The 24,207-nt window shown below is 69.0% G+C and carries 25 protein-coding genes and 1 pseudogene; 12 read left to right on the forward strand and 14 right to left on the reverse strand.

Annotated features, from left to right (window positions below):
• Positions 1 to 3 precede the first annotated feature (3 nt).
• Genes eutC through eat form a run of 3 tightly spaced genes read right to left on the reverse strand, consistent with a single transcriptional unit; the run spans position 4 to position 3,693 of the window.
• Positions 4 to 825, reverse strand: coding sequence for an ethanolamine ammonia-lyase subunit EutC (eutC, locus tag OG225_RS23245; RefSeq protein WP_405177247.1), 822 nt, complete (start codon positions 823 to 825; stop codon positions 4 to 6).
• Positions 825 to 2,243, reverse strand: coding sequence for an ethanolamine ammonia-lyase subunit EutB (locus OG225_RS23250; protein WP_405177248.1), 1,419 nt, complete (start codon positions 2,241 to 2,243; stop codon positions 825 to 827). The genes eutC and OG225_RS23250 overlap by 1 nt, the downstream gene beginning before the upstream one ends.
• A gap of 25 nt (positions 2,244 to 2,268) precedes the next feature.
• On the reverse strand, positions 2,269 to 3,693 hold the full coding sequence (gene eat, locus OG225_RS23255; RefSeq protein ID WP_405177249.1) for an ethanolamine permease: 1,425 nt from the start codon (positions 3,691 to 3,693) through the stop codon (positions 2,269 to 2,271).
• Between the two features lie 55 nt (positions 3,694 to 3,748).
• On the opposite strand from eat, the gene OG225_RS23260 reads away from it, so the two are divergent.
• Positions 3,749 to 4,642: a rhomboid-like protein gene (locus OG225_RS23260; protein ID WP_405177250.1), complete on the forward strand. Its 894-nt coding sequence runs from the start codon at positions 3,749 to 3,751 to the stop codon at positions 4,640 to 4,642.
• Positions 4,643 to 4,653: 11 nt separating this feature from the next.
• Here the strand turns inward: OG225_RS23260 and OG225_RS23265 are convergent, their stop codons facing one another.
• The 3 genes from OG225_RS23265 to OG225_RS23275 form a co-directional block, all read right to left on the reverse strand.
• Positions 4,654 to 5,832 carry a cation:proton antiporter gene (locus OG225_RS23265; protein WP_405177251.1) on the reverse strand — a complete coding sequence of 393 codons (1,179 nt, stop codon included), beginning with the start codon at positions 5,830 to 5,832 and terminating at the stop codon, positions 4,654 to 4,656.
• 3 nt (positions 5,833 to 5,835) lie between these two features.
• Positions 5,836 to 6,318 (reverse strand): cation:proton antiporter regulatory subunit, encoded by a 483-nt coding sequence (locus OG225_RS23270; RefSeq protein ID WP_109527760.1) that lies wholly within the window; start codon positions 6,316 to 6,318, stop codon positions 5,836 to 5,838.
• 134 nt (positions 6,319 to 6,452) lie between these two features.
• Entirely contained in the window at positions 6,453 to 6,821 is a 369-nt protein-coding gene (locus tag OG225_RS23275; RefSeq protein ID WP_405177252.1) for a DUF952 domain-containing protein, read from the reverse strand.
• A 277-nt stretch (positions 6,822 to 7,098) separates the two neighbouring features.
• Here OG225_RS23275 and OG225_RS23280 point away from each other — a divergent pair, with 277 nt between their 5' ends.
• Positions 7,099 to 7,293 (forward strand): hypothetical protein, encoded by a 195-nt coding sequence (locus OG225_RS23280; RefSeq protein ID WP_109527629.1) that lies wholly within the window; start codon positions 7,099 to 7,101, stop codon positions 7,291 to 7,293.
• A 113-nt stretch (positions 7,294 to 7,406) separates the two neighbouring features.
• Here the strand turns inward: OG225_RS23280 and OG225_RS23285 are convergent, their stop codons facing one another.
• Positions 7,407 to 8,144: a TetR/AcrR family transcriptional regulator C-terminal domain-containing protein gene (locus tag OG225_RS23285; protein WP_405183343.1), complete on the reverse strand. Its 738-nt coding sequence runs from the start codon at positions 8,142 to 8,144 to the stop codon at positions 7,407 to 7,409.
• A 151-nt stretch (positions 8,145 to 8,295) separates the two neighbouring features.
• Between OG225_RS23285 and OG225_RS23290 the strand changes: the two genes are divergently transcribed.
• Complete coding sequence (locus OG225_RS23290; RefSeq protein ID WP_405177253.1) at positions 8,296 to 10,107, forward strand: DEAD/DEAH box helicase; 1,812 nt, start codon at positions 8,296 to 8,298, stop codon at positions 10,105 to 10,107.
• Entirely contained in the window at positions 10,107 to 10,658 is a 552-nt protein-coding gene (locus tag OG225_RS23295; RefSeq protein ID WP_405177254.1) for a hypothetical protein, read from the forward strand. Before OG225_RS23290 ends, OG225_RS23295 begins: the two co-directional genes overlap by 1 nt.
• Before the next feature lie 7 nt (positions 10,659 to 10,665).
• Here the strand turns inward: OG225_RS23295 and OG225_RS23300 are convergent, their stop codons facing one another.
• Positions 10,666 to 11,235 carry a class I SAM-dependent methyltransferase gene (locus tag OG225_RS23300; RefSeq protein ID WP_405177255.1) on the reverse strand — a complete coding sequence of 190 codons (570 nt, stop codon included), beginning with the start codon at positions 11,233 to 11,235 and terminating at the stop codon, positions 10,666 to 10,668.
• 55 nt (positions 11,236 to 11,290) lie between these two features.
• Here OG225_RS23300 and OG225_RS23305 point away from each other — a divergent pair, with 55 nt between their 5' ends.
• A complete protein-coding gene (locus OG225_RS23305) occupies positions 11,291 to 12,187 on the forward strand; it encodes an AraC family transcriptional regulator (protein ID WP_405177256.1) in 897 nt (298 codons plus the stop codon).
• Positions 12,188 to 12,244: 57 nt separating this feature from the next.
• On the opposite strand, the gene OG225_RS23310 is transcribed toward OG225_RS23305, so the two are convergent.
• Both OG225_RS23310 and OG225_RS23315 read right to left on the reverse strand, forming a co-directional pair.
• Positions 12,245 to 12,763 (reverse strand): SDR family NAD(P)-dependent oxidoreductase, encoded by a 519-nt coding sequence (locus OG225_RS23310; RefSeq protein WP_405177257.1) that lies wholly within the window; start codon positions 12,761 to 12,763, stop codon positions 12,245 to 12,247.
• A gap of 115 nt (positions 12,764 to 12,878) precedes the next feature.
• Positions 12,879 to 12,995, reverse strand: a pseudogene (locus OG225_RS23315) (SDR family NAD(P)-dependent oxidoreductase); the annotation flags it as partial.
• 104 nt (positions 12,996 to 13,099) lie between these two features.
• Between OG225_RS23315 and OG225_RS23320 the strand changes: the two are divergent.
• Positions 13,100 to 13,696 carry a TetR/AcrR family transcriptional regulator gene (locus OG225_RS23320; RefSeq protein WP_405177258.1) on the forward strand — a complete coding sequence of 199 codons (597 nt, stop codon included), beginning with the start codon at positions 13,100 to 13,102 and terminating at the stop codon, positions 13,694 to 13,696.
• A 10-nt stretch (positions 13,697 to 13,706) separates the two neighbouring features.
• On the opposite strand, the gene OG225_RS23325 is transcribed toward OG225_RS23320, so the two are convergent.
• Positions 13,707 to 15,410 carry a DEAD/DEAH box helicase gene (locus OG225_RS23325; protein WP_405177259.1) on the reverse strand — a complete coding sequence of 568 codons (1,704 nt, stop codon included), beginning with the start codon at positions 15,408 to 15,410 and terminating at the stop codon, positions 13,707 to 13,709.
• A 229-nt stretch (positions 15,411 to 15,639) separates the two neighbouring features.
• Here OG225_RS23325 and OG225_RS23330 point away from each other — a divergent pair, with 229 nt between their 5' ends.
• Entirely contained in the window at positions 15,640 to 16,878 is a 1,239-nt protein-coding gene (locus tag OG225_RS23330) for a YihY/virulence factor BrkB family protein (RefSeq protein WP_405177260.1), read from the forward strand.
• Positions 16,879 to 16,897: 19 nt separating this feature from the next.
• Here the strand turns inward: OG225_RS23330 and OG225_RS23335 are convergent, their stop codons facing one another.
• Positions 16,898 to 17,134 carry a DUF3039 domain-containing protein gene (locus OG225_RS23335; RefSeq protein ID WP_198654443.1) on the reverse strand — a complete coding sequence of 79 codons (237 nt, stop codon included), beginning with the start codon at positions 17,132 to 17,134 and terminating at the stop codon, positions 16,898 to 16,900.
• 120 nt (positions 17,135 to 17,254) lie between these two features.
• On the opposite strand from OG225_RS23335, the gene OG225_RS23340 reads away from it, so the two are divergent.
• The gene (locus OG225_RS23340; protein WP_216907166.1) at positions 17,255 to 17,710 is read left to right on the forward strand and encodes a DUF3099 domain-containing protein; all 456 of its coding nucleotides are present in this window, start codon (positions 17,255 to 17,257) and stop codon (positions 17,708 to 17,710) included.
• Between the two features lie 6 nt (positions 17,711 to 17,716).
• Here the strand turns inward: OG225_RS23340 and OG225_RS23345 are convergent, their stop codons facing one another.
• Positions 17,717 to 19,006 carry an MFS transporter gene (locus OG225_RS23345; RefSeq protein ID WP_405183344.1) on the reverse strand — a complete coding sequence of 430 codons (1,290 nt, stop codon included), beginning with the start codon at positions 19,004 to 19,006 and terminating at the stop codon, positions 17,717 to 17,719.
• A 126-nt stretch (positions 19,007 to 19,132) separates the two neighbouring features.
• Here OG225_RS23345 and OG225_RS23350 point away from each other — a divergent pair, with 126 nt between their 5' ends.
• The 4 genes from OG225_RS23350 (at position 19,133) to OG225_RS23365 (ending at position 23,704) form a co-directional block, all read left to right on the forward strand.
• Positions 19,133 to 20,116 (forward strand): GlxA family transcriptional regulator, encoded by a 984-nt coding sequence (locus tag OG225_RS23350; RefSeq protein WP_405177261.1) that lies wholly within the window; start codon positions 19,133 to 19,135, stop codon positions 20,114 to 20,116.
• Positions 20,117 to 20,202: 86 nt separating this feature from the next.
• Positions 20,203 to 20,946 (forward strand): VOC family protein, encoded by a 744-nt coding sequence (locus tag OG225_RS23355; RefSeq protein ID WP_405177262.1) that lies wholly within the window; start codon positions 20,203 to 20,205, stop codon positions 20,944 to 20,946.
• Positions 20,947 to 21,038: 92 nt separating this feature from the next.
• The gene (locus OG225_RS23360) at positions 21,039 to 22,556 is read left to right on the forward strand and encodes a methyltransferase (RefSeq protein ID WP_405177263.1); all 1,518 of its coding nucleotides are present in this window, start codon (positions 21,039 to 21,041) and stop codon (positions 22,554 to 22,556) included.
• Positions 22,557 to 22,735: 179 nt separating this feature from the next.
• The gene (locus OG225_RS23365) at positions 22,736 to 23,704 is read left to right on the forward strand and encodes a sigma-70 family RNA polymerase sigma factor (RefSeq protein WP_405177264.1); all 969 of its coding nucleotides are present in this window, start codon (positions 22,736 to 22,738) and stop codon (positions 23,702 to 23,704) included.
• A gap of 168 nt (positions 23,705 to 23,872) precedes the next feature.
• On the opposite strand, the gene OG225_RS23370 is transcribed toward OG225_RS23365, so the two are convergent.
• Positions 23,873 to 24,178 carry a DUF4333 domain-containing protein gene (locus OG225_RS23370; protein ID WP_216907178.1) on the reverse strand — a complete coding sequence of 102 codons (306 nt, stop codon included), beginning with the start codon at positions 24,176 to 24,178 and terminating at the stop codon, positions 23,873 to 23,875.
• Positions 24,179 to 24,207: the final 29 nt, after the last annotated feature.

Consider the following 24,207-nt stretch of genomic DNA (forward strand, 5'->3'; position numbering starts at 1 on the left):
CGCTCACCCGAGTGGTTCGGCGTCCACCCCCGCCATCGCGGCGGGAAGGTCGGTGCCCGAGGTGTCCTTGAGATCGACGCCCGACCGTCCGAGCGTCCGCGCGCCGGAGATCAGGGCCGCCACCACCCGCGCGGCCCTGACGTAGTCGAGGCCTTCGGGCGGATGGATATTGGAGACGCAGTTGCGATCGGCGTCGGTGCGGCCGGGTCGCGGTAGATGGGTGAGGTAGATACCGAGGGAGTCGGCCACCGACAGGCCGGGGCGCTCCCCGATCAGCACTACGACGGTGCTCACCCCCATGGCCTCGGCGATATGGTCGCCGAGCGCGACCCTGGCCTGGGTGGCGATCACCGGCGCGGCGATCGAATAGCGCTGTGCCAGTTCGCGGAGGAGGGCGGCGAGCATCGACGGTCCATGATCGGTCAGCGCGCGAGGGGACAGTCCGTCGGCGAGGACGAATCCGATATCGGCCGCGCCGCGCTGGATCTCAGCCAGCGAGCCGGGCGCCGGTAGTCGCCCGAGATCCGGTCGGCGCAGATATTCGGCGCGATCGGCGGCCCGGCTGGGCACCTCGACCGCGACTCCGAGCCCGAATTCGTCCACGCGGCGTGCGAGATCCGCGGAGTCGAGCGGGCTGTGCACGGCGTCGCGCGCCGCGGCGTGGGCCGCGCGCAATTCCAGTACCCGCGCCGTCGGCAGCGCGTCGCCGCTGCGGCCGAGCCCGATACGCGCCTGTGTCGTGCGGCGCAGTTCCCGCCAGAAACCGTATTCGGCGAGATCCTCCGGTGCGGTGAGCGCCGAGACGGACTCGTGCGAGGCGTCCATCAGGCACCGGCCAGGGCGCGCAGCGGGGACGCCGTCGGGCGCACCGGCAGGACGCGGCCCGAGGCGTCGAGCATGCCCAGTCCCGCCAGCCAGGACTCGAATTCGGGGGCGGGCCGCAGACCGAGCACGCGGCGGGCGTAGAGCGCGTCGTGGAAGCTCAGGCTCTGATAGCCGAGCATGACGTCGTCCGCGCCGGGAACCGCGATGACGAAGGCGACTCCCGCCGTGCCGAGTAGCGTGAGCAGGGTGTCCATATCGTCCTGGTCCGCTTCGGCGTGATTGGTGTAGCAGACATCGACACCCATCGGCAGGCCGAGCAGTTTGCCGCAGAAATGGTCCTCTAGCCCGGCGCGGATGATCTGTTTGCCGTCGTAGAGGTATTCGGGCCCGATGAATCCGACGACCGTGTTGACCAGCAGCGGGTCGAGTTCGCGACAGACCGCGTAGGCGCGCGCCTCCAGCGTCTGCTGGTCGACCGGCCGCGCGCCGGTGCCGAGATGCGCGCCCGCCGAGAGCGCCGAACCCTGCCCGGTCTCCAGGTACATCACGTTGTCGCCCACGGTGCCCCGGCGCAGCGAGCGGCCCGCCTCGTTCCCCTCGCGCAGCAGCGAGAGATTCACCCCGAAACCGGAATTCGCGCCCTCGGTGCCCGCGACGGACTGGAAGACCAGATCCACCGGCGCACCCGACTCGATCAAACCGATCGTGGTGGTGACATGCGACAGCACGCACGATTGGGTCGGAATGTCGAAGCGCACGCGGACCTCGTCGAGTAGCCGCAGCAGTTCCGCCGTCGCCCGGGGCGAATCGGTCGCCGGATTGATGCCGATCACGGCGTCGCCGCAGCCGAGCAACAGCCCGTCCAGTACGGCGGCGGCGATTCCGCGCGGGTCGTCGGTGGGATGGTTGGGTTGCAGCCTGGTGCCCAATCTGCCCGGCAGGCCGATGGTGCTGCGGAACGCCGCGCGCACCTCGGCCGCGCGGGCGACGGCGATCAGGTCCTGATTGCGCATGATCTTGCTGACCGCGGCGACCATCTCCGGCGTGAGTCCCGGTGCGACGGCGCGCAGCGTGTGCGCGGGGCTCGTGCCGTGTTCGCCCGCCGCGACGGCCAGCAGCCAATCCCGCAGCCCGCCCACGGTCAGATGCGAAATCGGTTGGAAGGCAACGTGATCATGGGTGTCGACGATGAGCCGGGTGATCTCGTCGGTTTCGTAGGGCACCACCGGGTCGCGGAGGAATTCGGTCAGCGACACCTCGGCCAGCGCCCACTGGGCGGCGGCGCGTTCGGCGTCGGTCTCGGCCGCGCACCCGGCGAGTTCGTCGCCGCTGCGCAGCGGGGTGGCCTTGGCGAGCAGTTCGACCAGTCCGTCGAAGGTGTAGGTGACACCGCCCAAATGTTGGGTGTGGCGGGTCATCGGGAAAACCTCCCGTCGACCGGCCTCATTCCAATTCCTCCTCGGCGCGCGCGAGTACCGCGAATTCCTCGTCCGGGGAGGAGGCGACGAGTCGATGCCTGCTGTAGAGCGCGAAATACAGCATGAAGGCGCAGAACACCGCGAGCGTCCAGCCTGCGGCGACGGGGTCGACCAGGAAGGTCGCTATCACCGCCGCGCATGCGATGACCAGCGCGAACGAGGTCGTGACGATACCGCCCGGGGTGCGGTAGGGCCGCGGCATGCCCGGTTCGCGCACCCGCAGCACGATATGGCTGATCATCATCAGCACATAGCTCACGGCGGCTCCGAAAACCGCCATGTTCAGCAGCATCGCGCCCTTCCCGGTGAGCGAGAGCACGAATCCGATCACGCCCGGCACGATCAGCGCCAGCACCGGCGCCTTGCGCGCGTTGGTCACCGAAAGACGTGTGGGCAGATAGCCCGCACGCGACAGCGCGAAGGTCTGGCGCGAGTAGGCGTAGACGATGGAGAAGAAGCTGGCGACCAGGCCCGCCAGACCGATGTAGTTGACGGTCTTGGCCGCCGCCCCGTCGCCGAGTGCTTCGACGAGCGGATTGCCCGACGCCGAAATACCCTGTGCGCCCAGCGCTCCCGTCGCGAGCACGAGTACCGCGGCACCGGTGACGATCAGCACCAGCATGCTGATGATGATGCCCTTGGGCACATTCTTCTCCGGTTCGCGCGCTTCCTCCGCGGCCAGCGGCACCCCTTCCACCGCCAGGAAGAACCAGATGGCGAACGGCACCGCGGACCAGATCCCGACCAGGCCGAAGGGCAGGAAATCCGAACTGCCGAGCGCGTCGGGGTCGGCGGCGATATCGGTGAGATTGGCCGAGTCGAACAGGCCCACGGCGGCGACGACGAAGATCAGCAGGCCGACCAGCGCGATGGCGGTGATCACGAACATGGCCTTGAGCGCCTCGCCCGCGCCCGCCAGGTGCACGCCGATGAACAGCGCGTACGCGGCGAGGTAGACCCACCAGCCGTCGGTGATGCCGAACAGGTTCAGCGATTCGACGTAGGCGCCGATGAAGGTCGCGATCGCCGCGGGCGCGATCGCGTATTCCAGCAGGACGGCGGTGCCGGTCGCGAAACCGCCCCACGGGCCGAGCGCGCGTCTGGCGAAGGTGTAACCGCCACCGGCCGCGGGCAGCGCGGCCGACAGTTCGGCCATTCCGAGAACCATCGCCAGGTACATCGCGGCGATCACCACGAAAGCGATGAGCAGACCGCCGAATCCGCCTTCGGCGATCCCGAAGTTCCAGCCGGAGAAGTCGCCGGAGATGACGTAACTGATGCCGAGTCCGGCAAGCAGTACCCAGCCCGCGGTCCCCGAGCGCAGCGTGCGTTTGGCCAGATAGTCGTCCCCGGCGGCTTCCGGGGTCGATGTCGCGTCGTCGATCGTCATGGTGATCCGCACTCCTGGCCGATTCGGACAATGGACCAATTGTTGGGAGCGAATATTGCCCGCAGGTGAAACGAGGTTACGGTCACCGGCCCGGGTCGGTGACACCTCGCGCACCGCGGGCAGGCGCGTCGGACGGCGACGCCTCGGCGCCCACGGCACACTCGTCAGCGTGGATACTTCGGCGGCGCGGCGGACCGGTTCGCCCTGGACCGACACCGTCGAACTGCGGACGGTGCTGCGGGCGGCCTCGATGTCGGTGCGCGCGCCGCACGCCGTCCGCCGTGTGCTGCCCGCGCTGCGCGCGCATCTGGCGGCCGCTCCCGCCAGTACCGCCTACGCCTTCACCCTCTTCGTCACCTGGTGGACCCTGCGCGGGGTCGGCGAGACGGTGGAGCGCAGGCTGATCCTGTCGGCGTCGACGAATCTGTACAACATGCAGCACAATCCGGTTCAGGTACTCGTCGCCTCGGCGTTCTGGACCGAGGGCGGTTTTCCCTGGCTCACCATCGCCGGATTCCTGATCGTGATGGCGGCGGCGGAACGCTGGCTCGGCACCGCCCGCTGGATCGCGCTGTTCGCAACGGGCCATATCGGGGCGACACTGCTCACCGTCACCGGCATCGACCACGCCATCGACCGCGGCCTCATACCGGGGCGCGTCGCGATGGCCGCCGACGTCGGCACCAGTTACGGCTTCACCGCCGTACTCGCGGCGATGGCGTTCCGATTCCGCGGCGCGGTGCGCTGGACATGGGCGTGTGTCGTGGTCGCCGCCGCGGCCGCGGCCCTGTGGGTGGGTCCGACCTTCACCGATTACGGCCACCTGTGCGCCGCCGTGATCGGCGTGGTGGTCGGTCTCGTCGCCTCGACGTTCTGGCGGCGGGTCGAACGGGTTCGGGCGCGCGACACCACCGGTGACGCCGACATCTCGACAGAGGCGGGGAGCTGACCGGTGCGCGGTCAGCCGCTCGGCGCGGGATCGGCGCGCCGGAACAGCGTGACGACGGGTTCGACGAGTCGGGCGGCGGTCGGTCCGAGGATCGCCATCAGCAGCACGTAGGCCGACGCGAAGGCGGCCAGTTCACCGTCGACCGCGCCCGTCGCCACGGCGAGACCCGCGATGACGATGGAGAATTCACCGCGCGCAACCAGCGCGGCGCCGGTGCGTGCCCGGCCCATCGCCTTGATGCCCTGACGGCTCGCCGCCCACCAGCCGGTGCCGACCTTGGTGAGCAGGGTGACGACCGCGAGGATGATCGCCCAGCCGAGAACCGGCGGTATCGCCTGGAGATCGGTCGCCAGCCCGAAGGCGACGAAGAAGATGGCGGCGAACAGATCCCGCAGCGGTTCCAGCAGTTTCACCGCCTCCTGCGCGGTGGATCCGGAGATCGCGATGCCGAGCAGGAACGCGCCGACCGCCGCCGAGATGTTCAGCGCCGAGGCCGCGCCCGCGACGAGCAGTGCGGCGCCGAGGAGTTTCAGCAGGAAGACCTCGTTGTCGGAACTGTCGACCAGCGCCGAGACGAAACGTCCGTAGCGCAGGGCCACGACCAGCACCACGGTCACCGTCAGCAGCGCGAGCCCGAGCGCCTTCATTCCGGCGAACAGGCTCAGCCCGGCCAGCACGGTGGTGAGGATCGGCAGGTAGACCGCCATCGCGAGATCCTCGAATACGAGAATGGACAGGATGACCGGGGTTTCGCGGTTACCGAGCCTGCCGAGGTCGTCGAGCACCTTGGCGACGATCCCCGAAGACGAGATGTAGGTGACCCCGGCCATGGTGAGCGCACCGACGAAACCCCAGCCCAGCAGCAGCGCGACCACGGCGCCCGGGGTCGCGTTGGCGACGATGTCGAGCAGACCCGCCGCCCAGGATCGGCGCAGACCCGTGACCAGTTCGGCGGCGGTGTATTCCAGCCCGAGCAGCAGGAGCAGCAGTACGACGCCGATTTCGCTTGCCAGATGACTGAATTCGCCTGCGGCGCCGAGCGCGACGAACCCACCCTGACCGAAGGCCAACCCGCCCAGCAGGTAGAGCGGGATCGGCGACATACCGAATCGATCCGCGACCCGGCCGAGCATGCCGAGGACGAACAGAACCGCCCCGAGCTCGAGCAACGCGAGCGCGGTGGCGGTCATGGCTCACCCGTGCGACAGGATCTTCCCGGCGGCGTCGAGTCCGTCGGGAGTGCCGACGACAACGAGCACATCGTCGCGCGTGAAGGTGAAGTCCGGACCCGGGGACGGATGCAGCTGACCCGCGCGCATCACCGCGACGATGGATGCCTTGGTACGGGTACGCATTCCGGTCTCGCCGAGGGTGCGCCCCTCGTAGGGGGAATCCTCGCCGATCGGCATCTGACGCGTGGTGATCCCGGGCATGTCCCGATGATCCTCGTTCAGCTTCGCCACCAATTGGGGCGCGCCGAGCAGATTGGCGAGCACGGCGGCCTCGTCGGTACTGAGCGGAATCTGGGCCGCGCAGGCATCGGGATCGTCCAGTTTGGAGACGATCAGATCTATTCCGCCGTCGCGGTGGTCGACCACGCCGATGCGGCGACCGGAGCGCGCCTGGAAATCCTTGCGTACCCCGATACCGGGCAGTGCGGTGACATCGACGTTCACCACTCCACCCTAACTCTCACTATGCCCCTTGTGCCGAACTGCCCTCCAGGCGCGCGCCAGGGGCCTTCGACAGCCCGTCGGGATCGCCCCGAGGATCGGCATTTCGGCTGGTACGCCCCGAGGTTCGCGGCGGCTCACTCGTGGGCGACGGCGAGCGGGGCGAATGTTCCGTCCGGTTCGGGAAGGAACTCGACCACGTCGGTGACGGCGTCCACCGGCAGCGGACCGTAGAGGTGCGGGAACAGCATCGACTCCGGATCGGTCGGCACCCCGGGTTCCCACACGACGGGCGAGCCGACCCTGGCGGGATCGATGCGCAGCAGGACCAGGTCGCGACGTCCGGCGAAGAGCCTGTTGGCAGGCAGATGCGCCTGCGCGGGAGCCGACAGGTGGACGAAGCCGATCTCGTCGAACGACGACGGCCGGTACTGCCCGATCGGGCCTGCGGCCAGCCATTCGTCACGGGTACAAATGTGAACGAGCGTGTGAGTGTCATAGATCACGGGTAATCTCCCGGTAGACAACTGGATCGGCCGGATCGAGGCGTGAACGAGGATGTGTGGTCGCAGTCGACGTGAGATGTTCGCCGGTAGCGAAAATCGCAGGTCATGTTAGGCAAAACACACTGAATCATTCGCGGGAACAAAGCCCCCGTCCCGAACGTCTGACAGAGTAGTCATACCACTGCTGGGAAGTAGCGGTTGCGAGCCCCGCGGAGTGACCACGGGGCCCCACACCAGGTGAACGGACTGTAGTGCCGGGAGCCAGGACGGAGGAGTCATGCCAGGAACCCTGACAAGCACCCCACTGACCGCGGTCGATCGTTGCGACCGTTGCGGTGCGGCGGCACGCGTGCGTGCCACGCTGCCCGCAGGTGGAGAGTTGCTCTTCTGCCAGCACCACGCGAACGAACACATGGATCGATTGCGTGAGCTCGAAGCCGTAATCGACACGGAGTCTGCTCCCACAGTCTGAACCGGTGGTATTCGCGTCCCGACACAACAGCATCGAAAAACAGAACATCGTATTCCCCGACAGCGGGCGACTATGTCGCCCGCTGTCGGCGTTCACGGCCCCAGAGTCATCGGCTATGACGCCGGAGGCCGGGTTCGCGGCGCTTGCACCTCGGCGAATATCCCGTCGAGCAAGCGCTCCAGGCCGAATTCGAACGCGTCGTCCGGATCCGCAGGCGCCTGATAGTGCTCGCCGACCGCGGCGCCCACCCGCGAGGCCAGCGGAAATTCCGCGGCGGGCATCAGCCGATCCAGCAGCGGCCCGTGTTCGGCCCACCATCGCTCGTCACTGAGCACCGCGGCACTGCGCCGCGCCGCGATCGCCATCCTGGCGTTACCGGTCGCGAATTCCGACAGCGCCGCGATCACCCGATCCATATCCAGATCCGACAGCCCGATGCCGTCGATCGCGGCGAGCTGCCGCTCGTATCGACGCATTCGGCCCGGACCGAGCACCAGCCGCCACGGTGAGACCTCGAGCAGCCAGGGGTGGGCGAGCAGTTCGTCGCGGATCTGCCCGGCGATCGCGCCCATGCGGCGGCGCGGCGGGTCGGTGCCGGGGATGGGCACGTCCCGGTCGGCGACGGCGTCGACCATGAGCACGGCCAGCGCCTCCTTGCTCGGCACGTAGGTGTACAGGCTCATCGGCCGCAGGCCCAGTTCCGCGGCCACCGACCGGATGGAGACCCGGTCGTATCCGTCCCGGTCCGCGAGGGTGACCGCCGCGGCCACCACCGCGTCGACGCTGACCTTCTGTTTGGGCCCGCGACCGCCCGCGCGGGCGGGTACGGCATGGCGCCACAGCAGCCGCATCAGCTGTTCGGCCTCGTGCGCGCCGGTTTCCTCGACCACGGAACCCCTCGGGAATGACTTCGGTACGGTGTATGTTGATACTCCGTACACTATACGACGATCGGGGTCGGCCCTGCCAACAACACACGCCACCTATCTGCCCGACCGACACATGTTCGCCCTCTGGACTTGGACCGGCCACATCGCGGGCCGAGCCCCCGCGGGCATCGGCGCCCGCGAAACCCTCGCGCTCGCGATCCCGACGGGCCCGCACGGCGTCATCGAGGTCGCCGAAGTCGACTGCGCGCTGGTCGAACCCGACGAGTTCGTGAAACTCGACGTGGCCCCCGCCGCGAGCACGACGGGTGTGACCGACGCCGGGGACATACTCGAGAACCCGGGCACGGTCGTCGAACCGGGATCATCGATACTCCTCTGGCGAGAGGTGCTGGCCGGGGACGAGCGGATCTCCCGGTTGCCGATCGCGGCGCACGCGGTGCCCGACGCTGTCGGCGCCTCGGTCGTCGCCGCCGATCGCGCGCTGCGGATCGTGCGCGAGACCCGATCGGTGGAAGTCGAATTGGCGACGGCGCTGCGCGCGGAGCTGCGGCCCTACCAGGTGCGCGGGGTCGGATGGCTGCGCGAGACCACCGACGCCTTCGGCGGCGCGGTGCTGGCCGACGAGATGGGTCTGGGAAAGACCGTGCAGACCATCGGATTTCTGCTCGGGCGGGCCGGGGAGGGGCCGCAGCTCGTCGTCTGCCCGACCTCACTGGTCGGCAACTGGGCGCACGAGATCACTCGGTTCGCCCCGGGGCTACGGCCGGTGATCTGGCGCGGCGGGGACGCACCCGCCGTCGCGGACATCGAGGGCGCGGTGGTGATCACGGGTTATCCGACGCTGCGCCCGCACGGTCACCTGCTCGCCGAACAGCACTGGGCGACGGCGATCTTCGACGAGGCGCAAGCGTTGAAGAATCCGCGCACCCAGGTCTCCAAGGCCGCACGCGCCCTGCGCGCGTCGGCGACGGTCGCGCTGACCGGTACCCCGGTGGAGAACCATCTCGAGGAACTGTGGGCGCTGCTGAACCTGGTCACGCCGCGACTGTTCGCGCACCGCACCCAATTCCGTCGCCGGTTCGTCCGGCCGATCGCCGAGGGGTCGACCACGGCGGCCACCCGCCTGCGCGACACCATCGAACCGGTGCTGCTGGCCCGGCGGAAATCCGAAGTCGCGGCGTCGCTTCCGGCGAAGATCCACAGCGATCTGCTCTGCGACCTCAGCGCGGAACAGGAGAAGCTCTACGATCGGCTGCTCGATCGCGCGATCGACGACGGATTCGGCGTGGGCGCGCGACGACGGAGCCTGGTACTCGCCGCGCTGACCGCCCTCAAACAGGTCTGCAACCATCCCGGCCTGGTCACCGGCGAGCTGGACGAACTGTCCGGGCGGTCGGGAAAACTCGACCTGTGTACCGATATCGTGGCGACCAACCTCGACAACGGCGCCCCCACCCTGGTGTTCACCCAGTACCGGCAGACCGGAGAACTGCTGGTCCGCCACCTGTCCGAACAGTTCGGCATCACCGCGCCGTTCTTCCACGGCGGACTCGACCGGGCGCGGCGCGCCTCGATCGTCACCGATTTCCAAGCACCGGACGGCCCACCGGTACTCGTACTCAGCCTGCGCGCGGCGGGTACCGGCCTCACCCTCACCAGGGCGGCCGACGTCATCCACTTCGACCGCTGGTGGAATCCGGCGGTGGAGGCCCAGGCTTCGGATCGGGCGCACCGCATCGGCCAGACCCGCACCGTCACGATCACCACCCTCACCTCCGCCACGACGGTGGAGGAGCACATCGCGGGTATGCACGATCGCAAATCCGCGCTGACCGACCTGTCCGATACCACCGGAATCGCGGCACTGGCCCGCCTCGATGACGAGCAACTCGTGCAGATCCTGCGTCGCAAGAGGGAGAACTGATGGCGGACAACGAATTCGGTTACACCCCGTGGGGGATGGACTGGGTCCGGCTGGCCGAGCCGCTACGCCAGACCAGGCCCGACCCGCTGTTGCCCCGGGCGCGCAGCATCGCCCGCAACGGCGGTGTGGCGACTACCGTCGAGGGCCGGGGCATCCGCGCCGCGATCCATCGCGGCGGGCAGGCCTCGGTGACCCATCTCGAGGTCGCGCCGCTCGGCCGTGCGTCGATCACGGCCATCACCGCCGTCATCCCGGATCCCACCGTTCTCACCGACGACATGCACCGGGCGCTCGTGGCCGCGGGTATCCCACCCGTCCCGGTGCTCGCCGCGGCGGACTGCTCCTGCTCGGCGCGCACCGCGCGCTGTGTTCACGTGTTGTCGACGATCTACGACACGGCCCGCCGCGTCGACGAGAATCCCCGGCTCGCCCTCGAAATCCAGGGCTACTTCGCCGTATCGGACGCCGCGCGCGATCCGATCGACGTCGAGGCGCCACGCTGGACGCCGATCGACGCGCTCGACCCGGCGGACTATTTCGACCTCGCGTGAGCGGGATTCACTCCGGCCTGTGCGCCCGGAAACGAAAACCGCCGCCGCCCGCGTCGATCTCGACGTCGACGAATCCCGCGCGGGTCAATCGGTCGACGGCGGTCTCCGGCGGCACCGGCAGGCAGGTGTCGCCGAGATGCAGGAGCCGAAAGCCCCTGCTGTCGAGTCCGTCGCTGCCCGCGAAGACCCCGCCGGGGCGCAGCACGCGCAGCGCCTCGGCGAACAGCGCGTCCTGTTCGGAGACCGACGGCACGTGATGCAACATGGTGAAGCAGACCACGGAATCGAAGTCCTTCGCGGGCAACGGCATTCGAGCGCCGTCGCCCTCGATCACGGTCATTTCGGCCCCGTGCCGGGTCCGTAACCGCTCGGCGAGCGCGGGTTCGATCTCGAGCCCGGTCAGCGAGCCCGCCCGGTCGAGCAGACTGCGAATATTGGCGCCGTACCCCGGTCCGATCTCGAGGGCACGGCCGCCGAGATCGATATCGGTCAACGCCCACGGCACGATCTTGGTCGCGCTGATCCGCTCCCAGACGGCGGAACGGCAGAGGACGCGGTGCAGGATGTTCATCGGCATGAACTCAACGGTAGGAAGCCGACGCCGCCGCCACGACAGGCTACGGTGACAGATTGTGTCGCAGAACGGCCACATCCCGATGCTGTCGCCCCCCCGGGGACCCACCGCGATGATCTTCGGCGCGGGCACACTGCCCGCCGGGCACTGGTTCGACACCCACCGTCATCCGCAACACCAGATCGCCTGGGCCGCACGGGGAGTCATCGCCGTGGAGACCGCGCACGGTCACTGGGTGCTTCCACCGACCAGGGCACTGTGGATTCCGGGCGGCCTCGCGCATCGCACGGGCAGCGCCGACGGGGCCGGTATGCGCGGCATCTTCCTCGATCCCGAACGCACCCCGATCGCGTTCTCCGCGCCGACGATGCTGCGGGTCACCCGCCTGCTGCACGAACTCTTCGACCATCTGACCAGCGGCATGCCCGCGATGCCGACATCGGCGCACACCGCTGCGAGCGAGGCGAATCCCTCTGCCCCGGGCGTCGACGAGCGCCCGGACCCGGTACACGATACCTCCGCGCACTCGTCGTACGTGCCGGCGCGACAGAGCGCGTCCACTCCGGCCACGGCGCGGGCGGAGGCGGCCATCTTCGATCTGCTGGAGCCGGTCGAGGTGATCCCGATCGGCGCGCATCCCCCCTCGGACCCCCGCGCCCGGCAGGTGGCCGCGGCGCTGCTGCGCGATCCCGCCGACCCGCGCACCCTCGCCGAATTCGCCGCCGCCGCCGCGACCAGCGCCCGGACGCTGGCCCGCCTGTTCCGGGCGGAGACGGGAATCGGATTCGGCGACTGGCGCACGCAGATCCGCCTCGCGGCGTCCCTGCCCCATCTCGCCGAGGGAATGCCGATCTCCCGGATCGCCGCCCGCGTCGGTTACGCCACCCCGAGCGCCTACGTCGCGGCGTTCCGGCGCACCGTCGGCGTCTCACCCGGTAGATACTTCACGGGCTGACGGCCGCGGCCTGCCTCACCTCGCGGTGACCGATCGACAGCCACCGTGGCCGAGCACTCACGCGTTGGTGCCGCCGTCGACGGTGAGGAACGCGCCGGTGATACTTCGACCGGATTCACCGGCCAGGAAGGCGACGGCCGTCGCGATATCGTCCGCCCTGCCGAAGCGACCGAGGGCGGTCAACCGCTCCTGGTCGCGGGCGTGGTCGCCATCGGCGGGATTCATCTCGGTGTCGGTGGAACCGGGCTGCACGAGGTTGACCGTGATGTCGCGCGGACCCAGTTCGCGCGCAAGGGCTTTGGTGAAACCGTTGAGCGCGGATTTGCTCAGGTTGTAGAGGGTGAGCCCGCCGAAGGACGCGTGCTCGGACAGATTCGTCCCGATATCGACGATGCGGCCGCCGCCGGTCATATGGGCCACCGCCGCCTGGGCCGCGAGGAACGCCGCACGCGCGTGCACGGCGAGGGCATAGTCGATCTCGTCGACGGTGAACTCCTCGAACGGTTTCGCCGGGAAGATGCCCGCGTTGTTGACCAGGATGTCGAGGCCGCCCAATTCCCGGGCGGTCCTGTCCACCGCGCCGGTGACCCCTCGCTCGCGTCGGCGCTGTCGGCGCGCAGCGCGACGGCACGACGGCACGACGGCCCAGCGCCCCGATCTCGGCGATCACGGTGGCCGCGCGCGCCTCGGCCTCGCGGTTGGTCACCGCGACATCGGCTCCCGCGGTCGCCAACCGCGTCGCGATGGCGGCGCCGATCCCCCGACTGCCGCCGGTCACCAGCGCCACCTTGCCTTCGAGCTCCGGCATCGTCACTCCTCTAATTCCGTGTCGATCAGTACATAAATACCTGAGCCGATGGACGAGCGGCCGTCAAGCGTTATATTTAGCGATCGACACAGAAAGGAAGTGCGATGGCGGGACGCGGGCGCCCACGGGCCTTCGATCGGTCCGTCGCACTGCGTCGTGCCATGGAGGTGTTCTGGGAACACGGCTACGAGGGCACGTCCATGAGCGACCTGACGGCCGCCATGGGGATCAACTCACCGAGCCTGTATGCCGCGTTCGGCGACAAGGAGGCACTGTTCCGCGCGGCCGTCGAACTGTACGGACAGACCGAGGGCGGCCACACCGAACGCGCCCTGCGCGAGGAACCGACCGCGCGCGCGGGCATCGAGGCCATGCTGCGCGACAACGCGCAGGCCTACACCGAGGAGAACACACCGCACGGCTGCATGGTGGTGCTCGCCGGATCCACCTACACGACGCGCAGCGCCGCCGTTCGTGATTTCCTCGTCGGATGCCGACGCGAGACCACCGACGACATCCGCCGTCGACTCGACCGCGGCGTCGTCGAGGGCGACCTGCCCTCGGATACCGACACCGCCGCGCTCGCGTTCTTCTACGCGACCGTGCTGTACGGACTGTCGATCCAGGCCCGCGACGGGGCGACGCTCACCGACCTGACCGCGTCCGTCGATACCGCGATGCGGGCGTGGCCCTCGGGCTGAGGCGGCGGCGTTATCTTCGGCGCAGCGCGGCGATCCGTTCGCCGAGCTGATCGGCGCTGGCCAACGCGGTGGGTGGGCCGCCGCATTCGCGGCGCAACTCACCGTGGATGACACCGTGCGGTTTGCCGGTGCGGTGATGGTGCATGGCGACGAGACTGTTCAATTCCCGGCGCAGTTCGCCGAGTTTGCCCGCGGTCGCGACCCGTTCCGACGCGGTGGCGACCTGACCGGCCGGTTCCGGCACCCGCGCCTCGCTCCGCTCGGCGACCTGTTTGGTCTGGCGTTCACGCAGCAGCGCCCGCATCTGGTCGGCGTCGAGCAGACCGGGGATGCCGAGGTAGTCGGCTTCCTCGTCGCTGCCGGAGAAGGTCGCGGTGCCGAAGGACGATCCGTCGTAGATGACCTGGTCCAGTTCGGCGTCGGCGGCGAGTGCGACGAAGGATTTCTCCTCCTCGCCCGGCTCGTCCTTCTGCTTGTTCGCGTCGGTCAGCAGCTCGTCGTCGAGTCCGTCCTTCTCCCGGTGCGGTTTGCCGATGATGTGGTCGCGCTGCAATTCCAGCTGCGCGGCCAGATCCAACAGCACCGGCACCGACGGCAGGAAGACGCTCGCGGTCTCCCCCGGCCTGCGGGCACGCACGAAACGTCCGATGGCCTGGGCGAAATACAGCGGGGTCGAGGCGCTGGTCGCGTAGACGCCGACGGCCAGACGCGGCACGTCGACACCTTCGGACACCATGCGCACCGCGACCATCCACGGCTGGGTGCTCTTGCCGAACTCGGCGATCCGACCGGAGGAATCCGGATCGTCGGAGAGGACCACGGCGGGCCGCTGCCCCGAGATGTGTTCCAGCAGTTCGGCGTAATCGCGGGCGCGTTCCTGATCGGTGGCGATGACCAGACCGCCCGCGTCCGGCATCCCGGACGTGCGCAACTGCGCGAGTCTGGTGTCGGCGGCGCGCAGCACCGCGGAGATCCAGTCACCCGCCGGATCCAGCGCGGTCCGCCAGGCGCGGGCGGTCTGTTCGGCGTTGAGCGGTTCGCCCAGACGCGCGGTGTGCTCCTCGCCCGCGCTGTCGCGCCAATGCGCCTCACCGGAGTAGGCGAGGAAGACGACGGGTCGCACGACGCCGTCGGCGAGGGCTTCGGCGTAACCGTAGGTGTGATCGGCGCGCGACTGCGGCAGACCGCCCTCGCCCGGCTCGTAGGTGACGAAGGGGATCTGGCTGTCGTCGCTGCGGAAGGGTGTTCCGGTCAGCGCGAGCCGCCGCGTGGCGTCGCCGAACGCCTCGGCCGTCGCGTCACCCCAGGTCTTCGCGTCGCCCGCGTGATGGATCTCGTCGAGTACGACCAGCGTCCTGCGGTTCTCGGTGCGGACCCGGTGTCGGGTGGGATGCGAGGCGACCTGGGCGTAGGTGACCACGACACCGTGATAGTCACCGGAGGTACCGCCGGTGGCGTTGGAGAACCTCGAGTCGAGCGCGATCCCGCTGCGGGCCGCGGCCTCGGCCCACTGGTGTTTGAGGTGTTCGGTCGGGGCGACCACGGTGATCTGGTCGACGGTGCGGTCGGCGAGCAGTTCGGCGGCCACGCGCAGCGCGAAGGTCGTCTTACCGGCCCCGGGTGTCGCCACCGCGAGGAAATCGCGGGGTTTGGTCGCGAGGTATTTCGTCAGCGCGCGCCGCTGCCAGGCACGCAGCGCGCCGCCTCCGGCCACCGACGATCCCGAATGACCCGGTGTCGCCCCATCTCCTGCCGCAGCGGCACCCGACCCAGTCACGCAGACGACCCTACTTGCCGCCGCCGGTGTGTCGCCAAACCGACGCGTCCGGCGCGATAGGCATCACAGTCGCACGGGAGGCAACGCCCTGTTCACGTGCCGCGCACCGACACGACAACCCGACAATCCGGTGCCGTGAGCACACTTGCGAGATGCTGTAGTCACGATGAGCGAGGAAAGCCCCCTATCCGATGCCACACCGCGCGGCGGCGACGAGCCGATCCACGGCGGTGGCGATGAGCCGATCCACGGCGGTGGCGATGAGCCGATCCACGGCGGTGGCGGCGGCGCGCCTCCGCGACGGTCGGACGCCGTGCGGCGCTGGGGGCGGCGGGCGCGAAGGCAGGTCTGGCGGCTGACGTCGCGGGTCGCGATCAAGGCATGGGACGACTCGATCTTCGCCAAATCGGCGGCGGCGGCGTTCTGGCAGACGCTGTCGCTGGCGCCGCTGCTGCTCGGCGTGCTCGGCAGCCTCGGTTACGTCGGGGGCTGGTTCGGGCCGGATACCGTGGAGATCGTCCAGTCCAAGATCATCACCTTCAGCCGGGACCTGTTCAGCCCCTCGGTGGTCTCCGATCTCATCGAACCCACCGTCGGCGATGTACTCGGCCGGGGGCGCGGCGCCGTCGTCTCCGTCGGTTTCGTGCTCTCGCTGTGGGCCGGATCCTCGGCCATGGCGACCTTCGTCGACGCCATCGTGGAAGCACACGATCAACAGGACGCCCGACATCCGGTCTGGCAACGCATCTTCGCGTTGCTGCTGTACGTATTGTTCCTGGTCGCGGCGGTTTTCATCCTGCCGCTCGTCGCGCTCGGCCCCGCCATCATCGGCTGGATCCTGCCCAATTCCTGGCGCGAGCCGGGACTGCGGCTGGTCGACAACTTCTACTATCCGGGCGTCGGCCTGCTGCTCATCATCGGACTCACCACCCTGTACAAACTCGCGTTGCACCGCACGCTGCCGTGGCATCGACTCTTCGGCGGGGCGCTGGTGGCCGGAGTGTTCTTCATGGCGGCCAGCGAGGGATTGCGCCGCTATCTGTCGTGGGTCACCGCGACCGGCGTCAGCTACGGGGCGCTGGCGACACCGATCGCGTTCCTGCTGTTCACGTACTTCCTGGCCTTCGCGGTCATCCTCGGGGCGGAATTCAACGCCGCCGTCCAGGAGTTCTGGCCCGCGCGCGCGACACGCCTCGAACAGATGAAGGAATGGCTGTCCAACCAGGTACGCGGCGACGGCGAGGAAGACGACTGTGACGACGACGCCGGATCGGAGGATCCGGCGATGCCGAGTGCCCGCACCACGCGGGAGAACGGAACCACTCCGCGCGAACCGGTGAGATTCGACAAGTCCGCGGACACGGAACCGCCCGCGACCTCGTCACCGCTGCGCAGCTCGACGTAGATCGCGGGTCAGCGGGCGGTCAGTCGCCCTTCTTCAGCCCGTCGTAGACCTTCTTGCATTCCGGGCACACCGGCGAACCGGGCTTGGCCGAACGCGTCACCGGGAACACCTCGCCGCACAGGGCCACCACATGGGTTCCCATGACGGCACTCTCGGCGATCTTGTTCTTCTTCACGTAGTGGAAGAATTTCGGGGTGTCGTCGCCCGTCGACTCGTCGGTCGTCGTTTCGGGGCGAACCAGAGTTTCGGTACTCACGATTCCCATGATGCCGCATCCGCCGCGCCGACGCTCACCCGCACCGTCGCCCGCACGGCCTCGATCTCCCGCTGACCAGGGCACGTGCGGCGAACACGCCACCGTGGAAGACTCGACGGTATGCAGCAACCCGGCGACACCTCCGACGCCGACGACACCGGCAGTGGTGATCGTCCCGGTGGTGATCGTCCCGGTGGTGACGGCCCCGAGGTCGACCGGCCCGATCGCCCCACGCGATCACGGGGCTACTTCCCCGGCAACGACGACGACCAACCCGTTCTCATCACCGAGGCCGCGCCGTCGCTCGAGGATCAGCACCGCGCGCGGGTGCGCCGCTACACCATCATCATGGCGTTCCGTATTCCGTGCCTGGTGCTGGCCGCGGTCGCCTACAGCATGTGGAGCAACGCGCTGATCTCGCTGCTGATCATCGGCGTCTCGATTCCGCTGCCGTGGATCGCGGTGCTCATCGCCAACGATCGCCCGCCGCGGCGCAAGGACGAACCGAGCCGCTGGGACGGGCGTCGCGAGCAGATCGCCCTCGAAGCACGCAGGCACAAGACGATCGACGGCTGAGCCGGTTCACGCGGTCGCGACCGCGCGCGGTCTGCGGACCAGGATCGACATCAGCGCGGCCACACCGCACAGTGCGCCCGCCATGTACCAGGCCAGGTCGTAACTGCCCTGCACATCGCGAATCACCCCCGCCCCGGTGGCCGCGACCGCCGAACCGATCTGGTGCGAGGCGAAAACCCAGCCGAAGGCGACCGGGCCGTCGTCGCCGAACAGTTCCCGGCAGAGCACGACCGTCGGTGGCACGGTCGCGATCCAGTCCAGGCCGTAGAAGATGATGAACACCCACATACTCGGCTCGGTTCCCGGCGCGAACAGCGACGGCAGGATCAGCAGCGACAGGCCGCGCAGCGTGTAGTAGGCCAGCAGCAGATAGCGCGGATCGACCCGGTCGGTCAGCCAGCCGGAGAAGATGGTGCCCGCGACGTCGAAGACGCCGACGACCGCGAGCAGTCCCGCCGCGGTGGTCGACGGCATGGCGTGATCGTGGGCCGCACTCACGAAATGGGTGCCGACCAGGCCGTTGGTCGACGCTCCGCAGACCGCGAAACCTCCGGCGAGCAGCCAGAATCCGGGGGTGCGCGCCACCCGCGCCAACACCGTGACGGCCCGTCCCGCCCCGCTGAGCGGCGCGGTCCGCACCCCGACCGAACTCCCAGGTTGCGCGCCGTAGGCGAGAACACCGACGTCGCTGGGGTAGTCGCGGATGAACAGCAGCACCAGCGGCACCACGGCGAGTGCCGCACCGGCCACGATGAGCGAGGGCAGCCGCCAGCCGTGATCGTGCGCGAGCGCCGAGACCAGGGGCAGGAAGATCAGCTGTCCGGTGGCACCGGCGGCGGTCAGCACGCCGGTGACGAGCCCGCGCTGACGCACGAACCAACGTCCGGTGATAGTCGCGACGAACGGCATCGACATCGACCCGACGCCGACGCCGACCAGCAATCCCCAGGTGAGCACCAGTTGCCACGCCTGGGTCATGAAGACGGTGAGCCCGCTGCCGGTCGCGACGAGCAGCAGCGCGCAGGCCACGACCCGGCGGATGCCGAACCGATCCATCAGCGCCGCGGCGAACGGCGAGATCAGTCCGTACAGCAGCAGGTTGAGTGAGACAGCCGCGCCGATGGTGCCGTGCGACCAGCCGAATTCCTCGTGCAGCGGATCCATCAGGACGCCGGGCACGGAACGGAAAGCGGCGGCGCCGAGGAGCGCGACGAAGCCGGCGGCGGCCACCGACCAGGCGGGATGCCAGCGGCCGCGCGCGGGGTGAGTCACCGTGTCGGACACCGTTTCCGGCATCTCGGGCGGGGTGTGCAGTTCGGTCACCCGCTGAGCGTGCCCGATCCCGGGCGCGCGGACGAGTGGCCTGAATGCCACAATGCGTCAAGATCTAGCCATACCTCGCCGACGATTCCGGAGGACGCGATGACAGCGACGGCGGACATACCGGCGGTGCACCGCGTCGCCGTCCTCGCGCTCGAGCCGGTGGTCGGCTTCGACATGACCATTCCGTCGATGGTGCTCGGCGCGGCACTGACCGAGGACGGCACACCGCGCTACCGGGTGGATGTCTGCGGGCTCGATCCCGCCGGGATCCGCTCCACCGCCGGGTACACGATCGTGACCGACCACGGGCCGGAACTGCTGGCGACCGCCGATACGGTGATCGTGCCCGGCACCAGGGCGCCGGGTCCGCGGGTCGACGGCATCGTCTCGCCGGAACTGGGCGCCGCCCTGGCCACCATTCGGCCGGACGCCAGGATCATGTCCATCTGCACCGGCGCGTTCGTCCTCGGCGCGGCCGGACTGCTCGACGGCAGACGCGCGACGACGCACTGGGCCTTCGCCGACACCTTCCGCGCGATGTTCCCCGCGGTCCACCTCGACGAGAACCTGCTGTTCGTCGAAGACGGGAATATCTGCACCGCGGCGGGCCTCGCGGCCGGAATAGATGTCTGCCTGCACATCATCAGGGCCGACCACGGCAGCGAGATCGCCAACAGGGCCGCGCGTTACTGCGTGGTGCCGCCGTGGCGCGAGGGCGGTCAGTCGCAGTTCATCGAACGTCAGGTCCCCGACCCAGGTTCCGACGGCACGGCGCCCACCCGCGCGTGGGCGCTGCGCCATCTCGATCGGGAACTCGACCTGAACACCATGGCCGCGCACGCGCGGATGAGCGTGCGCACCTTCACCCGCCGGTTCAAGGCCGAGACGGGACTGGCTCCCGGCGCGTGGCTGCTGCGGCAACGGCTTCGGCACGCGAAGCGTCTGCTCGAGACCACGGATCTGTCGGTGGACGCGGTGGCGCACGCCTCGGGCATGGGGACAGCGGCGTCGTTGCGCCACCACATGCGCGGTGAACTCGGCGTCCCACCGCTGGCCTACCGCAAGACGTTCCGGGCGGGTTGACGCGGACCGGTATTCGCTCGACAGGCCGGGGCCACGACACCTACTGTGTCCGAGGATCGAGGCCGGTTCGACAGTATTCGGGAGACATGATGATTCGGTGGGTTTGGGCATTCCTCGACCGTCCCGCACAACGTTTCGACGAGTGCGCGAAATTCTGGTCGACCGTCACCGGGACCGAAACCTCCGAGCGGCGCGGCGCCGACAACGAATTCCTCACGCTGCTGCCCGATCCCGCGCTCTTCGCCGCCGCCTCGGTCAAGATGCAGTCGGTGACCGGCCTCGGGGGTGTGCATCTGGACTTCGATGTCGATGATATCGCCGCCACGGTCCGCGTCGCCCTCGATCTCGGCGCCGACCTCGTCGCCAACCACCCCGACTACGCGGTGCTGCGCTCGCCGTCGGGCCAGATCTTCTGTCTCACACCGAGTGGTCGCGCCGTCGGCGAGCCCGCGCCTGCCTACCGCGCCCCGGACGGCGCCCTCAGCCGCGTCGACCAGGTCTGCCTGGACATCGGCCCGGGCGACTACGACCGCGAGACACTGTTCTGGCAATCGCTGACCACCTGGGAGTACCGGACCGGTCGGCTGCCGGAATTCGCCCGTCTGCGCGCGAAAGAGAAACTGCCCGTGCAGATCCTGCTGCAACGACTGGGTGAGGATCGCCCCACCACCGCGCACATCGATCTGTCGTGCTCCGATATCGAGGCCACCGCGACCTGGCACGAATCCCTCGGCGCGACGATCGTGGAGCGCCACTCGCACTGGATCGTGCTCGCCGATCCCGCCGACGCGCTGTACTGCGCGACCGCCCGCGACCCGAACGGCGTCTGAGCCCGGCCGGTCCACGCCGGGCCGCCGCCGCGTCGCTGTGACACGGCGGACAAGTGAGCGTCCCGGATCGGTCGCGATGGCAGAGTACCGGTGTGTCTTCGCACCGAACCACCACCGGATCCCTGCTCACCGCACTGTGCCCGGATCTGCGCAACGCGCTCACCCGCGTCGGCTACGACGCCGACACCCTGCTCGAGGCGCTCGGGCCGGACGTGCACGCGGCGCTCGGGCGACAGGAACCGGTTCCGGTGCGGCGGGTCGCCCGCACCGCGGGTGAGCTCGGCACGCTGATCAGGTTGCTGCTGCTCGGCGACGAACTCGGCGAACGCGAGGTCGCGGCCGCGCTCGCGCCGCTCGATCTCGACCGTGCCGTCGCGGCCGGACTGCTGGCGCGCGACGGCGATCGGTTGCGCGCCGCGCTGGACCTGCGCCCGTTGGATATCGGCGCGGGCAATCGGTGGATCCTGTCCGATCTCGACGATTCGATGCGCAGGCGGACGCTGACCGAGGATCACGTGCTCGGTGTCGGGCACGCCTCGCTCTCGCTGCTGCGCGCCACCCCGACCCGGCCCGTCGGCTCGGTACTCGACCTGGGCACCGGCTGCGGCGTGCAGGCGGTCCATGCCGCGTCCTACGCGCGTTCGGTCACCGCGACCGACGTGAATCCGCGGGCGCTGTGGCTGGCCGAGGCGACCGCCGCGCTCAACGACCTCGAGATCGACCTGCTGGAGGGCTCGTGGTTCGAGCCGGTCGAGGGGCGGCGTTTCGATCAGGTGGTGGCCAATCCGCCGTTCGTGGTCGGACCCGCGCGGATCGAGCACACCTACCGCGATTCCGGGCTCGCCATGGACGGCGCGAGCGAACTGGTGATCTCGCGGGCCGCGGATCTGCTCGCCCCCGGCGGCACGGCCGCGATGCTGGCCGCGTGGGTGCACACCGAAGACCAGGACTGGCGGCAGCGGGTGTCGGCGTGGTTGCCCGACCACGGCGTCGACGCCTGGATCGTGCAGCGCGACGTCGCCGATCCGGGGCTCTACGTCGGCACCTGGCTGCGCGACGCCGGACTCGATCCACGCGATCCGGCGGCCCAGGCGCGCGCCGACCAGTGGCTCGACGCGTTCGCGACGGCGCGGGTCGAGGGAATCGGCTTCGGATTCGTGTATCTGCGCGCGGTCGACGGGCCCACCGAGTTGCTCGCCGAGGACCTCACGCACGGCTTCGATGACCCGCTCGGCCCGGAGGCCGACGCGTATTTCGAACGCTCGGAGTGGCTGCGTTCGGTCGCCGCGGACAATGATCTGGCCTGGTCAGCGCGTTTCACGGTCGATTCGGCCACCGCGCTGGAACGGGTCTACCTCCCCGGTGACCAGGGGTGGAACCAGCAGGTGGCGCGGCTGCACCGCGGGGACGGCCCGCGCTGGCAGCACGAGGTGGACGAGTCGACCATCTCACTGGTCGCGGGAATGCGACCGGACGGTCTGCCGTTGGACGAATTGATCGAATTACTGGCACTCGCCCACGGATCCGACGGGGTGAGCGCCGAGTTCGCCGCCGATGCGCTGTCGGTGGTCGCGGGACTGGTCCGGCACGGTCTGATCCGCCCGGTGTAACCGCGAGCACGGACGGAGCCGGGAACACTGGGTGTTCCGAGCGGTGGTGTTCTCAGGAACTTCTCAGACGATGACCGTGAAACCCGCAGTTCAGAGCGGTTTATCACAGGCTCGAGCGGGAACTTTCTCTACGTCGGGTCCGTTATTCGGAGTGAGACACCACCGACAGGAGGCAAGTCATGACAAGCCCCGCCACCACTCGTGTGCGACCCAGCGATTCGGACCTCGACGCCCAGAGCCCCGCCGCCGACCTTGTCCGCGTATACCTCAATGGTATAGGTCGCACAGCGCTGCTCACGGCCGCCGACGAGGTCGAGCTGGCCAAGCGCATCGAGGCGGGCCTCTACGCGCAGAACCTGCTGGAAACCGGCAAACGGCTGTCGGCCACCCGCAAGCGCGATCTGGCCGTCGTCGTCCGTGAGGGCCAGGCCGCTCGCTCGCATCTGCTCGAAGCCAACCTGCGCCTCGTCGTCTCCCTCGCCAAGCGGTACACCGGTCGCGGTATGCCGCTGCTCGACCTCATCCAGGAGGGCAACCTCGGACTGATCCGCGCGATGGAGAAGTTCGACTACGCCAAGGGCTTCAAGTTCTCGACCTACGCCACCTGGTGGATCCGTCAGGCCATCACCCGCGGCATGGCCGATCAGAGCCGCACCATCCGGCTTCCCGTCCATCTCGTGGAACAGGTGAACAAACTCGCCAGAATCAAGCGCGAGTTGCACCAGCAACTCGGTCGCGAGGCCACCGACGACGAATTGGCCAACGAATCCGGTATTCCGGTCGAGAAGATCTCCGATCTGCTCGACCACAGCCGCGACCCGGTGAGCCTGGACATGCCCGTCGGCAACGACGAAGAGGCGCCGCTCGGCGATTTCATCGAGGATTCCGAGGCCACCTCGGCCGAATCCGCGGTCATCGCGGGGCTGCTGCACCACGACGTGCGCAGCGTGCTCGCCACACTGGACGAGCGCGAACAGCAGGTCATCCGGCTGCGCTTCGGCCTGGACGACGGCCAGCCGCGCACTCTGGACCAGATCGGCAAACTGTTCGGGCTCTCGCGCGAACGGGTTCGCCAGATCGAGCGCGAGGTCATGTCCAAACTGCGCAAGGGTGAGCGGGCCGACCGCCTGCGGGCCTACGCCAGCTGATCCCCGGGGGATTCGGTCCCCCTTTTCGACTCGGTGGTCCGTCGGGGCACCGTCGAGCGCCGACCGGCCCACGCGCGTCCCGTCCCCTCCGGGCCCGCGCGAACCGGTCGGCGAACTCTGTTCTCCAGCGATGCGCCCCGCGATCGACGCGGGGTTCGCCGGGGTGGATCAGCTCTGATCGACCTCGACGTTGTAGTTGACCGTGTCGTCCTCCACGGTCGTGACCGTGACCGTCAGGCCGATCTGCTCGCCGCCCGCGGACAGGGTGCAGCGCATGGTGGTGCCGACGGTGCCCTCCAGATCTCCCGGGCAGTCGATCGAGTCCGGCTCCTGGCCGACCTTCTCGGTCAGGGTCTGCTTGACCGATTTCTCCAGCGCGGTTTCCTCGATCTTCGGGTCGGAACCTATGGAGACCGAACACGCCGCGAGTGCACAGGCGAGCAGGGGCAACGCGATCAGGCCGAACTTCTTCATGGGGGACGCCTTTCGTGGGGGACATCGAT

The sequence above is a fragment of the Nocardia sp. NBC_01377 genome, from assembly GCF_045040005.1.
GTDB lineage: Bacteria > Actinomycetota > Actinomycetes > Mycobacteriales > Mycobacteriaceae > Nocardia > Nocardia noduli.